The following is a 14,513-nucleotide window of genomic DNA, read 5'->3' as shown; positions in this document are numbered from 1 at the left end:
TTCAGTGTTATTGATTCAAAAGTAAAAAAACATAAATATAAATCCATAAAAAGCCCAGAAAATGCCAGAATAGTGCGGCCAGATCCATTCGGAAGACATTATTCACTTGGGGAATATTATTGATACGCCCCGCTAAAGCTCTTATCAAAACCAGAATACCGGCCACAATATGTGCCAGGTGCATACCGGTGAACACGTAAATAAACGATTGTGATGCATTGCTATTGACAAACACGACGCCCCTGGCGCTTAAGACCCCCCATGCATACACTTGGATAATAAAAAAACCAATACCCAATAAAATGGTGGCTACCAGCAACATTTTCTGCCTACTAAATAATGTCTTTTTCGCCGCGTTGTAAGCCAACTGCATCGTGACACTGCTCAACACGATTAAAGCCGTGCTATAGATGAATGCGTCAGGCAATAAGGTCTTGATCCCCCGGTCCATTCCGCCGGCAGTGTAAACGATAAATCCGCTTGAAAGCGCGGCAAACATCATAAACATCCCTATCATCCCCAGCCACAGGTTGAATTTCTTCGCCTTCTGCTGAGTCAGCTCTTCCTTATCTTGCGTGTATTTAGCCATAGCTATCATAGGGCATTAAAATCAAACAGTAATATCAGCTGGATGAGTGGCAAATAAAAAAAAGAGGTAAACATTACCCGCCGTGCCGAAGCCAGATCCCGCTTCAAAAAAAGCTTCAGCCCGTACCAGCTAAACAGCAATGCACCAAGGGCCGAGGCAATCGAAACCACAACGCCGCCAAACCCGAAATAATACGGCAACAAACTTACAGGCAACATGAGGAGCGTTGAAACCAACACCATCAATGCAGACAGCCTGTCACGCTTTGTCGTGGGCAACAACCGGAAGCCTGCCCGCTTGTAATCTTCATCAAGCACCCAGGCAATACCCCAAAAATGAGGAAACTGCCATACAAACTGGATAATAAACAACACCAGCGGTATGACGACGATAGCGGCGACATTATGTTGGCTATAGGCCGCCAAATCATTCTGGCTAAAGGCTGCATAATAGCCGATAAGCGGCGGCAATGCGCCAGGAAACGCACCAACAAACACCGCTATCGGCGATTTTCGCTTCAGCGGTGTATAAATAAATGCGTAAAGGACTATAGAAAAGACCGACAAAAGCCCGGCAATAAAGTTTAGCGAAACCAACGTGTACGTACCGGCAATGCCCATGAGCAAGCTTAATACAAGGGCCTGCCCTGTTGTCATGCGGCCGGACGGGATAGGCCGATCAGCCGTCCGCTTCATCAGTTTATCCAAATCACGCTCAATAATCTCATTGAACCCGTTGGCGGAGCCTGTGACCAAAAAGCCCCCCAGCGTAAGAATCAGCCAATTAACCCAATTAATGTCTCCCTGCTGCTTGCTGCCGATTAGAAAAGCAATGGAAGCCGAGAAGACAACGGTCATCGTCAAGCGGATTTTGACCAATTGCTTGAAGTCCGCCGCAAATTGCGCGACTTCAGCAAATTCCCCCTTGCCACGCTTCTGCATGGCTACCCCGCCACTAGCCATCCGCTTGGCCTGTATATCACGCTCAGATATCTTCATCAACTAATTTTTCAATATATCAAAAATCACTTCCATGCCACTTTACCAAGCAACAGCATCAAATAATACTGGTTGCCGAATAACAAGCTCGCCAACACGAGATGAGCTGTTTGCGCAAAAGGCGGAATATCAACATATGCCAGTAACGCCGCTGTCACAAACTGCAACACCATCAATAGCAAAAGCAAGTTTGTAAACTTACTTTGGTAGCTACTTGGAGCAAAACGCGAGCGCACGACAAAAAACAAAAGTACGATCACTATTGCGGATACCACCGCCAAGCTCCGATGTACGTCGAACACCTGCCCGACCTGCTCCAGCCATTCGCTCCGGTCTGGCATACTACTTGAAGCCGAAATCAAGTCTATCTCTTCCCTTACACCGGTACCGACCGCTACCTGGACGATAATCAGGAAAAGCGAAAATGCCGCCAAAACCTTTATCCCACCGGACGTATGATTGATGAGCAAATCCTTATCCCGCAGCGACCGGGCCTTGAAATACGTATAAATACTAATTCCGACAATGACCAAAGCGAGCAGCATATGCACCGTAATAATCCAGGGCATCAGGTTGGTAGACACAACGATCGAGCCCAACCAAGCCTGGTAGCCAACGGCTATTACATTAATCACACTCCAAATGAAAATGGACTTTTTCGTTTTAAAGAACGTAAATGAAAAAATGGCGCAAAGTAAAAGCAAAAATCCAGTAATCGCTCCAACCAACCGGTTGATATACTCTGTCCACGTTTTCGCGGCATTGAATGGTTCATGCTGCAAGATGCTCTCATCGTTGCGTATGCGTTCGGCCAGCTCCTTGTTGCCAAACCGCTCCAGCATCTTCGCAAACCGTTCGTTTTTCTTTTGCCTCCCCGCAATATACTTTTCCTCATATCCTTCGGGCAATTGCGAGGCGGCTGTAGGCGGTACCAACCGGTCAAAACACTTCGGCCAATCGGGACATCCCATTCCGGAGCCTGTGCTCCTTACCACACCACCCGCGAGAATCAACACAAACAACGATATAATCGTGATCTTGTTGACCCATAAGAATCTTTTTTCAGCAGGTGGAAGCATGTTTTATCACTCGGTCTCCTTCTCCGGCTGCGGATTATTGGCCAACTCCCACTCGCGCTGAATACGCTCAGCCTCCGCATTTCCTTCAAAGTCATGTGGCAAATTCGAACTCATCGTCTCTGAAAAAGGAACCGTCTGCGGAATAAAATCTTCATGGTGCCCTGGTTTGCTATAATCATATGGCCAACGGTAAACCGTAGGAATTTCTCCTGGCCAGTTGCCATGGATGTGCTCCACGGGAGTCGTCCACTCCAGCGTATTTGAACTCCATGGATTCTGCGTAGCACGCTTGCCAAACCAAATAGACGAAAAGAAGTTCCAGATAAACGCTATTTGTCCTAACGCAGCGATGATAGCCGCCCAGGTAACAAATACGTTTACGGAAATCCATTTTTCCATAAACGGAAACTCCGTGAATGCGTAATACCGACGCGGAACACCGTCTATCCCCATAAAGTGCATAGGGAAGAACACCAAATACGCACCGATGAACGTAAGCCAAAAATGCAAATATCCTAATTTCTCATTCATCATACGGCCGAAGAGCTTTGGAAACCAGTGATAAACCCCACACAACATACCAAAGATGGACGCTGACCCCATTACCAAGTGGAAGTGGGCCACCACGAAGTACGTGTCATGTAAGTTGATGTCCAACGCAGAGTTACCCAAATAAATACCGGTAAGACCACCCGAAATGAAGAATGATACCATGCCGATAGCAAAAAGCATCGCCGGTGTAAACCGGATGTTGCCCCGCCAAAGCGTAGCTAGGTAATTAAATACTTTCACGGCAGAAGGCACGGCAATGATCAACGTCGTAATCATAAACACTCCGCCCAAAAACGGGTTCATCCCCGTGACGAACATATGGTGTCCCCAAACGATGAACGACAGGATAGTAATACCGATCAACGAGTAGACCATCGCATGATAGCCAAAGATGGGTTTACGTGAGTTCGTAGAAATAACTTCGGATGTCAGACCAAGAGCCGGCATCAATACAATGTAAACCTCCGGGTGTCCCAGGAACCAAAACAAGTGCTGGAACAGGATGGGGCTACCGCCTTCGTTGGGCAAAATTTGGCCTTGGACGACCAAGTCCGATAAATAGAAACTTGTACCAAAGCTCCGATCGAAGATAAGTAACACCACAGCAGACACCAATACCGGGAACGACAACAGCCCGACAATCGCGGTCAGGAATAACGCCCATATAGTGAGTGGCATCTTCCAAAGGTCCATCCCCTTCGTGCGCATGTTCAATACCGTACTGATATAATTCGTGCCACCGAGTACCTGGGACACAATGAAAAGCGTCATGCTGATCAGCCATAAAGTCATCCCCGTAGCCGAACCACTAATCGCTTTAGGCACAGCGGAAAGCGGCGGGTAGATGGTCCATCCTGCACTTGCCGGGCCGCTCTCTACGAAGAATGACGCGATCATCACAATACAAGCCACAAAGAAGAACCAATACGAAAGCATGTTCATAAACGGCGACGCCATATCCCTTGCTCCCAACTGATAAGGTATCAACAGGTTCGCAAACGTACCGCTAAGCCCAGCTGTAAGCACGAAAAAGACCATGATGGTTCCGTGTATGGTCACCAACGCCAGGAAAAATTCAGGGTGAATACGCCCACCGGCGGCCCACTTACTGCCAAGGAAAACCTCCAAAATCGGGAATTCCTTATCCGGCCAGGCCAATTGAATCCTGAACAAAATCGACAACAGCATGGCTACCACAGCCATAATAATACCGGTAATCAAAAATTGCTTAGCAATCATTTTGTGGTCTTGGCTAAATACATATTTAGTCCAAAACGTTTCATGGTGATGCCCATGATCACCGTGATGGTCCACGCTATGAGTGCCTGCGTTTGCTATAGTTGACATATCTGTGTATTAATACGTTTTTTTTTCAATATTAGTTGGCGTTAGCCAACAGCTTCTTCGCTTCTACTTCTTCTTCTGATGCCTGTGACACCTGAAACTCTTTCCTCAAATCTTCCGTGAAAAAATAGGGTTGCTCGTTGAGCCAAGCTTGGTACTCCTCCTCGGTGACTACCCGTACCCGCTTCTGCATGTTATAGTGCCCGCCACCACATATCTTGGCACACAACATAACAAAGTCGTAATTGTAATCGCCCAATTTGTCGCGCATCTCCTCCGTTGTCACGGTCGGTGTAAACTGGAAGTAAGTCTTCATCCCCGGCACAGCATTCATTTGAACGCGGAAGTCCGGAATATAAAAGCTGTGCAGAATATCCTTTGAAGTGATCTGTACGCGGACAGGCCTGTTTACGGGTAGCACAATTTCAGCGCCCAACTGGTCATCCCAACTGCTCTTATCTGTAAAGTCAATACCAAGGCTATTCAATGGCGTAGTCAGTCGATAATTACGCTCGCCAATTTGTCCGTCCCGTCCCGGATAACGTACCGTCCAGGCGAACTGCTCACCAATGACTTCAATGTGAAGTGCGTTCTTTTGTTCCTCCTCGGGAACATTGGTAATACTCCGCCAGGTAAAGAAGCCAAACAATACCAGCACCGTCAACACCACGGCCGGCACAATGGTCCAGACTTTCTCAATCGTGTTGTTATGCGGGTAAAAATAAGCTTTCCTTGAGGGGGTTGCACGGTATTTGAAAGCGAAACCAAACAAACCGATATGCGTAAGCACCAAAACGATGGTTGTAATGACCGTCGTAATCATAAACATCGCGTCTATCCGCTCGCCATGCTCTGTGGCCGCATCCCGCAGGGATTGCGCACCATGATTTGCGTAAGACCAATAAACGCCATAAAGACCCACCACCAAACACACCAAAAACAAATTTGCATGTACATTATACATATAATAGGTGGTATCCCGGCCATTCATACGGCGGGTCAACTCATATATCTGCAGAATCTTACCCACTACCGCCACCAGCACGCAAACCAAGAAGACAACCAGCAGGTAATAAAAGAAATTGGTGTATACCTGCGGGTCGAGGCTCACTTTGCCGGCCTCCTCGGTTGTTGCCGTCGGGGTAGCTCCTTTTACAGCAGCTGCGGAGTCCATGGCAGCCGTATCTGAAGTCAACGAGGTGTCAGCCGATACGGTAGCGTTCGGGTCAGCGATTGCTCCAGTTGTATCGGTAGCATGAATGGAAGTATCTTCCACCTGTTGACGTGCGGATACCGTAGCCGACAATGACACGCCTATCGCGAGCGCCAGCAAAAAAACTATCTTAAAATTACTATTCTTTAAAAAGCCCATCTCTATTTATAACGATTGTCCGTGTTCTTATATTTTAACGTCGGCCTGCTCCATTCAGCCTTCAAATCTCGTATATCAAATCTGGTGATGCAAACTTTCTTCCAAAAAAGGATGCTTGGCTGGCGCTAATGCATGCCGGCTCAACTTGTTTAAGACCAAGAAAGAAAATAGCCCCACAAATCCCAATGCTGTTCCGATCTCTATCCATCCGAAACCACGGTGTACTTCCACCGTACCGGGCATAATCATGATGTAGTAATCCAGCCAGTGGCCCAGCAGCAGCACGATGCAAACGATCATCAGTATATTCATTTTCCGCTTGGCATCCCTATCCATCAATGCCAAGATCGGCACTACAAAATTGATAAACAGATTGACCCAAAACCATAGCTTGTACTCCGGCTCCCAACGCTTGTAGAAGTACACGGTTTCTTCAGGAATGTTGGCATACCAAATCAGCATAAACTGAGCAAACCAAACATAAGTCCAGAAAATGGAGAACCCAAAAATCAGCTTACCCAAATCATGCAGATGGTTTTCATTTACCCAAGCCAAGTAACCCGATTTTTTAAGTAAAATCAAGATCAGGGTAATCACGCACAACCCGCTAACCCACATGGCGGCAAAATTATACCAACCAAACATGGTCGAAAACCAGTGTGCTTCCAGTGACATGACTGTATCAAATGACCAGATAGGTGTTGTAAAGCCAAAAATCACTAAAAACAACGCCGAAAGTTTGAAACTCTTTTTATAGGAATTAAGGCCGCCCTGCAAATCTTCGTTATACGAATATTTGGCCAGCAACCAAGAGCAGATGCTGTAGGATCCCATGAACACGACCTGGCGTAGTAAAAAGCCAGGAGCGTTCAAAAATGCGGACTTCCCGGCCACCAATGCATCATAATTGGGGCTTTCTGGGTCTGTAAGTCCTTCTGCATACCAGTGATGGTACAAATTGTGCGAAAATAACCCTGTAGCGGTGATTATCAACAGAATAACGGATGCAATAGGTAACACGCTGGCCATCGCTTGCGGAATCCGAATCAAGCCTGAAGACCATCCGGCCTGCGTAACAAACTGCAAAGCCAAAAAGAATCCCCCGGCAGCACATACACACGTAAAATAATACCCCATCAGCAGCAAATTGGCGTATGTACGTTCCACGATGATGTGTTCACTGGAGAGCAAGCCAATGGCTACTGCCACTATGCCTACCGCAAGCGCGACCAAACTCAGTCCCCTCGCCTTCGCCGTAAACGTAAATTGCTCGCTAAAGTTATAATCGTGATGATGACTATGAGTTCCCATTTAATATAGCTGATATAATATTATTTTTTCTGTAATTCTCTGACGTACATAACTACCTTCCAACGCTCTTCGGGGGACAGTTGGGAAGCGTGCGATCCCATCATGTTCAGTCCGTACGTGATTGTATGATAGATTTTACCGTCGGTCAATTCTGCCATCAACCCGCCTCTTGAGGAGTTGATTCCATCAGATTTCGCGTATGATGGCGGCGGAGGATAGTTTTCCAACTGCCGGGATTCGGACTTGGACTCCAGTCTCCTGTCCTTCGTAATCGGCCCATCGCCACGTCCTTCGGGTCCATGGCAAACCGCGCAATATACCTGATACAATGCTTCTCCCTGAGCGAGCGTTTCCTGGGTCCGTTGGAGGGGGTTGACCAGCTCTGCGCCCGCGCGTTCATAATCTTCTGTACTTGCCGAATAAGGGAACCGTTCGAATCCCACCGGCGTAGTACCCGGCGGCGGAATCTGAGCCGTTTTGCCATCCTTAAAGTTGGGGTTCGGCTGATCAGGATTATACCCTAACGGGTCGTACATATTTCGCGAAAATTCCCAGCCCGTGCTGCGTGTGGTATTGTCACCACAAGCTACCACAGCCGCAATCGCAACGGCTGCGCCTACAGCGCTAAGAAATCTCATCTTATTCATAGCTAACATATTTGCGTTCATTGTACTTCACTTCTACGGCTCCGGCCTCTTTCAACAGCCCTTCAATCTTTTCATGGTCTACATTATCATTGGCATCAATAGCAATGATAAACCGATCATCCGTGGCACGCAAATCCATTACCCGCGGAGCCCTGCCCGGAAACAGGTGGTTTCGGTAGAAAAACGTTGCAACCATACCCAAGGCAGTAATTAAAATCGTGCACTCAAACGTCACCGGCACGAAGTCAGGCAACGGTAAAGCAGGCTTGCCACCGATGTTCATGGGCCAATCGTAGGTCATCGTGTAATATAACAGACTGAAACCCAGTGTTCCGCCCAACAAACCAAAGCAGAATGCCGCGATAGGTAGGCGCGATGGCTTCACGCCCAACTTCGCCTCGATGCCATGGATTGGCATCGGTGTGAAGCAATCGTAAATGCTGATGTTGTTGGCCTGCAGCTTGTCAATCCCGTCCATCAGCTCGTCCGGGTCTGCAAAACTTCCGATGATATATTTGATATTGCTCATTGCTACTTGGTTTCTAACTCCTTAATGTCTTCTTCACTGACTGAATCATACTTTGACAGTGAATCTCTGAAAAACGCTACCTGCTCGGGATCGAGGTGGCCTTCCTTAACCAGTTTGGTCTTCTGTTGTAAGCTCGCGCTCTTCAACAGCAATTTCACCTCCGCGATAGCAATACCTGGCAGGAACCGCAGGAACAGCAGGAACAGGGTAAAAAATACACCTATGGATCCGACGAACACACCGACATCCGTCCAGGTTGGGTAAAACATCGCCCAACTTGAAGGAATGTAATCGCGGTGCAAGGACGTAACGATAATCACGAAACGTTCAAACCACATTCCGATATTCACTACGATGGAAAGTACCCAGGAAATGGGAATACTTGTCCGTATCTTTTTGAACCAGAAAAGTTGCGGCGAAATCACGTTACAGGTCATCATCGCCCAATAAGCCCACGCATAAGGCCCCGCAATCCGGTTGGCAAATGCATACATCTCGTATTCGGAGCCGGAATACCATGCGATGAACAACTCAGTCAGGTAAGCGATACCTACGATAGAGCCCGTCACCATGATGATTTTGTTCATCGACTCGATGTGGAACATCGTAATATAGTTCTCAAAGTTGAGCACCTTACGCATCACCAACAGCAGGGTCTGCACCATGGCAAATCCGGAAAAGATTGCCCCAGCGACGAAGTATGGCGGAAAGATGGTCGTGTGCCAACCAGGGATGACTGAGGTTGCAAAGTCCATGGAAACTATCGTATGTACGGAAAGTACCAGCGGGGTAGAGATACCAGCGAGTATAAGTGATACGATTTCGAAACGTTGCCACGTCTTTACAGAGCCATTCCAGCCAAACGACAGGATGGAATAAATCCTCCTTTTTAAGCCCGCAGCACGGTCACGTACAGAGGCGATATCCGGCAATAGACCACAATACCAAAACACCAAGGATACTGTGAAATAAGTAGAGATTGCGAACGCATCCCATACCAATGGTGAGTTGAAGTTTACCCAAAGCGATCCAAACTGATTGGGTAGCGGAAAAATCCAGTATGCCAGCCAGGGGCGGCCCATGTGCGCTACCACATACGTAGCGGCACATATCACCGCAAAAATTGTCATCGCTTCTGCTGAGCGGTTGATGGAGTTGCGCCAGTTTTGCCGGAATAACAACAACACCGCGGAGATAAGTGTACCGGCGTGACCGATACCTACCCACCAGACGAAATCAGTGATATCCCACGCCCAGCCAACGGTCTTATTCAATCCCCATGCACCGATACCAGTCCAAAACGTATAGCCGACGCTCACCACCCACAGCAAGGCACCCAATGCGGCCATGATAAACCCTATCCACCAAGCCTTGTTGGGTTTATTTTCCACCGGCAGCAAGATATCATCCGTCACCTTTGCATAGGTGATATCCTTTCCGGTAACTAATGGTTCTCTTAATATTGATTCGTTATGCGATGACATAGTCTATTATTTCATTCGTAAATTATCTTTTCTCATTTGGCCTTATGGAACCTGCTATGACACTTGCCTGTTGCGAAAGGCGCTGTCATGGCCGGTTTCAAAATGATTAAGCCTCATACGTATTTCTTACCTTCGTCATGTAGCCGATGCCGGGTTGCACATTGATCTCCTCCAGCACATAGTAAACCCGCTCGTTTCTCAATGCTTTCGAAACTTCCGAATTGGGATCATTGGCATCACCGAAAATAATGGCATTTGCTGAACATGCTGAAGAACAAGCCAACTTGATGTCACCATCCCGCAACTGCCGTTTTTCCATTTTGGCCTTCAGCTTGCCTGCTTGGATACGCTGGATACACATCGAGCATTTTTCCATCACCCCACGTGAGCGGGAAACAACATCCGGATTCAACACCAATTGGGTAAACTCATTATTCAGGTAATTGTCAAACCGAGAATCGTTCCAGTAGTTAAACCAGTTGAAACGGCGTACTTTGTACGGGCAGTTGTTTGCGCAGTAACGCGTACCGAAACAACGGTTGTATGCCATGTGGTTTAACCCCTCTGAAGAGTGCATGGTGGCAATTACCGGGCAGACCGTCTCACAAGGAGCGTGTTCACAGTGCTGGCACATCATCGGTTGGTGCACCACCGACACATTTTCCATGTCATCCAAATCGCGGATATCATCCTCCTTGGTATACGACTTACCATCCTGCTCGATAGCGTAGTAGCGGTCTATACGCAACCAGTGCATTTCGCGGCGGCGGCGCACTTCATCGCGCCCTACTACCGGGATATTGTTTTCGATATTACAAGCGACTATACACGAACCGCACCCTGTACATGCGTTGAGGTCGATAGCCATCACCCATTTATGACCGGGCTGTTCGTATTTATCCCACAAATCATAGGTCTTGTGCTTATCCGTCCATCTTCCGGCATTATGGCCTGGATTTTCCTTGTACTGAGTGAAGGTGGTTTCCCGGATAACGTTCCGGCCCTCAATCGTGTGATGCGTCTGCGTCTGAGCTAATTCATAGGTTCCGCGGGCTTTGGTCAGCTTAGCTGTTGTGTTAAAATGCAGCGTACCATTTACCAGCTTCGCAAAAGGATAGGCATTTTGCCCTACATTATTTCCTGCTTTACCGGCTTTGGTGCGCCCATACCCCACAGCGATGGAAACGGTACCCATTGCCTGACCAGGTTGCATCAGCACGGGCAATGTCACCTTATAACCGTTTTCTCCTTCTACGGTCACCAAGCTGTTTTCGCCCAATCCTAATGATTCGGCGAATTTAGGATTGATGGCGGCATAGTTGTCCCACGTCACTTTGGATACCGGATCGGGCAATTCCTGCAGGTAGGCGTTATTTGCCTGTTTACCGTCTTTAAGCGCAACGCTTTGATATAATTGTACTTCTATATCTTTTGCTAACGCTTTACTGTTGGTCGCGATGGTATTAGCCACCGCGGCAAGTGATGCCGTATCGACGTTGTAAGTCGATGCAGGCTGGTCACCTTTATGCTCAAAACCAGTCTGCAAAACGTCTTTCCAAGACTTACTGCTGCCCGCTAAGATATTCTGCTCCCAATTGTTCCTGACAAAGGTATAATATTCAGTCTTTTCGCCTGCCCATAGTAAGAGGCTTTGTTCGGCTTGGCGTGTGTTGTATACCGGATTGATCGTAGGCTGCACGATCGTATAATAACCGCCGCGTGGGTTTGCATCGCCCCAAGACTCCAAGAAATTATGGTTTGGTGCAATGGCATCCGATTCGGAAGCTGTTTCATCTTCGCGGTCGGCAAACGACAATTTGAATTTAATCTTGGCAAGCGCTTCCTTTACGGCACCGGCATTCGGATAATCGTATAACGGATTACTATCTAAAAAGAACACCACATCCACGTCACCCCGATTTGCTTCGGCCAAAAATGCGGCAAAAGCCTCATCATCGCCCTTATACTGATAGGACGGGTTATCAAGATCAATCGTGCTGCCATAACTTTGCAACGCCACGTTGATGGCATTGGTCAGCGTTTGTATTGCTACGTCGTTTGATCCTGCAACCACGACGGCGCGGCCGCGTGCCTGCAGAAGCTCTTGGGCCACCAGTTTTAATGCCGTTTGGGCCTTTTGGTTTGTGCTCAACGCACCCGGTAAATTGCCACCGGTAATGACGTTATAAAGTGCGATCAGCAAGGGGCCTTCCTCTGAAGGCTTGATAGCGACACGCACGTCTGCATTGGTACCGGTAAGACTCATACCGCCTTCAAACTGAATATGGCGGGACATTCTGCCGTTTTGCAAACTCTTGTAATCCCGGTTGGAAACATATTGTTGCGTATGTTCTTCCCCACTTAACCAAGTACCGAGAAAATCAGCAGCCACACTCACAATCACATCTGCATTGTCAAAGCGGTAATGAGGCACCACAGCCTTTCCAAAACTACGTTGATTGGCTTTTATAATACCACTATACGATACAGCATCCACTTCCACTAACCGGGCGGTGGGATACCTGTCGGTAAACCGAGCCACCGTTGCCAGGGTTGACGGGCTATTTATTGTTGATGATATGATACGAATTTGCTTACCGGCTGCACTGGCAGCATCCAATGCCGTAACTACATGGGTATCCAATTCGTCCCAAGAAATATCTGCTCCATTGAACTTAGGCCCTTTTAGCTTGGACATATCATATAAATCCAATACCGAAGCCTGTGCCGAAGCATCCGTGCCGCAGTTGAGTCCAACTGCTGCGGGGTTCGCTTCGAGTAAGATAGGCCGTCCTTCCCGCGTCCTTACCAACACGCTCTGCCCCTTGAAGCTGGAAGCATAGAAGTTGGGAATTCCGGGGGTTATCTCCTCGGGTTTTATCAGATAGGGAACGGCTTTATGTACGGGTGTACGTTCGCAAGCGGCCAACGTAACGGCCCCCAGTCCAAATCCCAATGCCTTCAGAAAATCGCGACGGGGAGTTTTTGTGCTTAAGCCAGCTTCATTCAATACGTCTTCTACAGGAACCGGTTCGGCAAATTCACCTTTGCTTTTCGACACGAAAGCCGGCGTCTGATGCAATTCTTCCAAACCTTTCCAATATTTCTTGTTGCTATCCATTTAAGCTATATCTAAGATTGCGTATGTCTAAATATGTATCTATTATTAATAATGGCATTTGCCACATTCCAAGCCGCCCAGCATTGCTGCAGTCACCTTTTCACCTTTTTTCAATTTTTCATGTGCGGCAATCAACTGATCATAGTAGGCGTTGCCTTCATGATTAACTTCAGTCTCTTGGTGACAATTCACACACCACTTCATGGTAAGTGGAGAATATTGGTATACCTCCTCCATCGTTTCAATCGGGCCATGGCATGTTTGGCACTCAACACCGGCTACCACCACGTGTTGCGAGTGATTGAAATAAGCAAAATCAGGCAGGTTATGGATGCGCACCCATTCGATGGGACGTTGGTTGGGGCCATATTCCATCGTTTCTGGGTTATAATCCAATGCGCGGTATATCTTGGCAATTTCCGGAGACAACTCACCATCGTATTTGTCACTTGCTGTTATGGCTTTATGACAGTTCATACACACATTTGCCGATGGAATGGAAGCATTCTTTGATTTATAGGCACCGCCATGGCAGTATTGGCATTCAATCTGGTTGACGCCTGCATGCAATTGGTGCGAAAATTTAATAGGCTGTACCGGCTGGTAACCTTCATGTACACCGACGTTCCACAGTGTTTTCCAGCCAGCGGATCCAAGAAAAACAATCAGCATAAGTACGGCAAAAAATACCAGCTTCTTATTCTTGGCCAGCTTCTTTAGCTTGCCAACGTAATCCGTTTTTGGCCCTTCAACCAAGGCAGGCTCAGGAATCAAATCTTTATTGCTTGCAATGACACGCTCCAGTGTACGGATAACCTTGTTGAGGACTAAAATGACTACAAACGCCAAGATTACTACCGCTACTAACCCGATGATCATGAAGCTGCTGGCATCACCACTTGCCGCTGCACCACCTGCACCACCGCCCGAAGCGCCTCCGCCTGCAGCATCGGAAGCCGCTTTCTTTTCCTCTTCAGACGTAATGTAGACAAGAATACTCTTTATCTGGTCTTCAGAAAGCTGAGGGAAGGCGGTCATAGCCGCCGAAGGATACTGCGCATCCAACTCCAATGCGATGGGATCGCCTGCCGCAATCATCGAAGGTGCATTGTGGATCCATTTCAACAACCAAGCCTCGTCACGCCGCTCATTCACTCCAGCCAACTCTGGGCCCAAAAACTTACCAAATACCTTGTGACAAGAAGAACAATTGGCCTTGAAAATCGTCTCGCCTTCCTTTGCATCCTGAGCCTGCAATGACGAAACCGAAAACAACAACACCAACGCAACGGATATCGGCTTGGCAATTCTTTCAAAAACTAATGAGATATTTCTCATATTGAGCACTTTATACAGATTATGATGAATGTAAAAATTTGGGTTATCTGAATCAATGGAACTACACCCTCTTAATAATGCCACAAAAGTATAACTTATTGGCGTATCGGTGACAATTGGATGACCGAATTTAATAATTTATAATCGTT

General features: G+C 47.5%; 11 protein-coding genes. All 11 read right to left on the bottom strand.

Annotation, left to right across the window (positions count from 1 at the left end; genetic code table 11):
* Positions 1-7 precede the first annotated feature (7 nt).
* Positions 8-589, bottom strand: a complete 582-nt coding sequence (locus B5X72_RS14290; protein ID WP_079717689.1) for a cytochrome c oxidase subunit 3 — start codon at positions 587-589, stop codon at positions 8-10.
* 5 nt (positions 590-594) lie between these two features.
* Positions 595-1,530 carry a heme o synthase gene (gene cyoE, locus B5X72_RS14285; protein WP_079717688.1) on the bottom strand — a complete coding sequence of 312 codons (936 nt, stop codon included), beginning with the start codon at positions 1,528-1,530 and terminating at the stop codon, positions 595-597.
* An 83-nt stretch (positions 1,531-1,613) separates the two neighbouring features.
* On the bottom strand, positions 1,614-2,666 hold the full coding sequence (locus tag B5X72_RS14280; protein WP_079717589.1) for a COX15/CtaA family protein: 1,053 nt from the start codon (positions 2,664-2,666) through the stop codon (positions 1,614-1,616).
* Between the two features lie 6 nt (positions 2,667-2,672).
* Entirely contained in the window at positions 2,673-4,565 is a 1,893-nt protein-coding gene (locus tag B5X72_RS14275) for a cytochrome c oxidase subunit I (RefSeq protein WP_079717588.1), read from the bottom strand.
* A gap of 31 nt (positions 4,566-4,596) precedes the next feature.
* Positions 4,597-5,934 (bottom strand): cytochrome c oxidase subunit II, encoded by a 1,338-nt coding sequence (locus B5X72_RS14270; protein WP_079717587.1) that lies wholly within the window; start codon positions 5,932-5,934, stop codon positions 4,597-4,599.
* 75 nt (positions 5,935-6,009) lie between these two features.
* Positions 6,010-7,245: a quinol:cytochrome C oxidoreductase gene (locus B5X72_RS14265; protein ID WP_079717586.1), complete on the bottom strand. Its 1,236-nt coding sequence runs from the start codon at positions 7,243-7,245 to the stop codon at positions 6,010-6,012.
* Positions 7,246-7,265: 20 nt separating this feature from the next.
* Positions 7,266-7,892 (bottom strand): c-type cytochrome, encoded by a 627-nt coding sequence (locus tag B5X72_RS14260; RefSeq protein ID WP_317043116.1) that lies wholly within the window; start codon positions 7,890-7,892, stop codon positions 7,266-7,268.
* Positions 7,885-8,421, bottom strand: a complete 537-nt coding sequence (locus tag B5X72_RS14255) for a DUF3341 domain-containing protein (protein WP_079717584.1) — start codon at positions 8,419-8,421, stop codon at positions 7,885-7,887. Before B5X72_RS14255 ends, B5X72_RS14260 begins: the two co-directional genes overlap by 8 nt.
* 2 nt (positions 8,422-8,423) lie before the next feature.
* On the bottom strand, positions 8,424-9,905 hold the full coding sequence (gene nrfD / locus B5X72_RS14250) for an NrfD/PsrC family molybdoenzyme membrane anchor subunit (protein ID WP_079717583.1): 1,482 nt from the start codon (positions 9,903-9,905) through the stop codon (positions 8,424-8,426).
* A 106-nt stretch (positions 9,906-10,011) separates the two neighbouring features.
* Positions 10,012-13,026 carry a TAT-variant-translocated molybdopterin oxidoreductase gene (locus B5X72_RS14245; RefSeq protein ID WP_079717582.1) on the bottom strand — a complete coding sequence of 1,005 codons (3,015 nt, stop codon included), beginning with the start codon at positions 13,024-13,026 and terminating at the stop codon, positions 10,012-10,014.
* A 45-nt stretch (positions 13,027-13,071) separates the two neighbouring features.
* The gene (locus tag B5X72_RS14240) at positions 13,072-14,364 is read right to left on the bottom strand and encodes a c-type cytochrome (protein WP_079717581.1); all 1,293 of its coding nucleotides are present in this window, start codon (positions 14,362-14,364) and stop codon (positions 13,072-13,074) included.
* Between the last annotated feature and the right edge of the window lie 149 nt (positions 14,365-14,513).

Origin of the sequence: Parapedobacter luteus (assembly GCF_900168055.1) — a bacterium.
GTDB classification, from domain to species: domain Bacteria; phylum Bacteroidota; class Bacteroidia; order Sphingobacteriales; family Sphingobacteriaceae; genus Parapedobacter; species Parapedobacter luteus.
This window is presented reverse-complemented; position numbering and strand designations above follow the sequence as displayed.

Excerpts from the sequence above, each read along its gene's own strand:
- B5X72_RS14290 (WP_079717689.1), bottom strand. The coding sequence starts at position 589 with ATGGCTAAATACACGCAAGATAAGGAAGAGCTGACTCAGCAGAAGGCG.
- cyoE (WP_079717688.1), bottom strand. The coding sequence starts at position 1,530 with ATGCAGAAGCGTGGCAAGGGGGAATTTGCTGAAGTCGCGCAATTTGCG.
- B5X72_RS14280 (WP_079717589.1), bottom strand. The coding sequence starts at position 2,666 with ATGCTTCCACCTGCTGAAAAAAGATTCTTATGGGTCAACAAGATCACG.
- B5X72_RS14275 (WP_079717588.1), bottom strand. The coding sequence starts at position 4,565 with ATGTCAACTATAGCAAACGCAGGCACTCATAGCGTGGACCATCACGGT.
- B5X72_RS14270 (WP_079717587.1), bottom strand. The coding sequence starts at position 5,934 with ATGGGCTTTTTAAAGAATAGTAATTTTAAGATAGTTTTTTTGCTGGCG.
- B5X72_RS14265 (WP_079717586.1), bottom strand. The coding sequence starts at position 7,245 with ATGGGAACTCATAGTCATCATCACGATTATAACTTTAGCGAGCAATTT.
- B5X72_RS14260 (WP_317043116.1), bottom strand. The coding sequence starts at position 7,892 with ATGAATAAGATGAGATTTCTTAGCGCTGTAGGCGCAGCCGTTGCGATT.
- B5X72_RS14255 (WP_079717584.1), bottom strand. The coding sequence starts at position 8,421 with ATGAGCAATATCAAATATATCATCGGAAGTTTTGCAGACCCGGACGAG.
- nrfD (WP_079717583.1), bottom strand. The coding sequence starts at position 9,905 with ATGTCATCGCATAACGAATCAATATTAAGAGAACCATTAGTTACCGGA.
- B5X72_RS14245 (WP_079717582.1), bottom strand. The coding sequence starts at position 13,026 with ATGGATAGCAACAAGAAATATTGGAAAGGTTTGGAAGAATTGCATCAG.
- B5X72_RS14240 (WP_079717581.1), bottom strand. The coding sequence starts at position 14,364 with ATGAGAAATATCTCATTAGTTTTTGAAAGAATTGCCAAGCCGATATCC.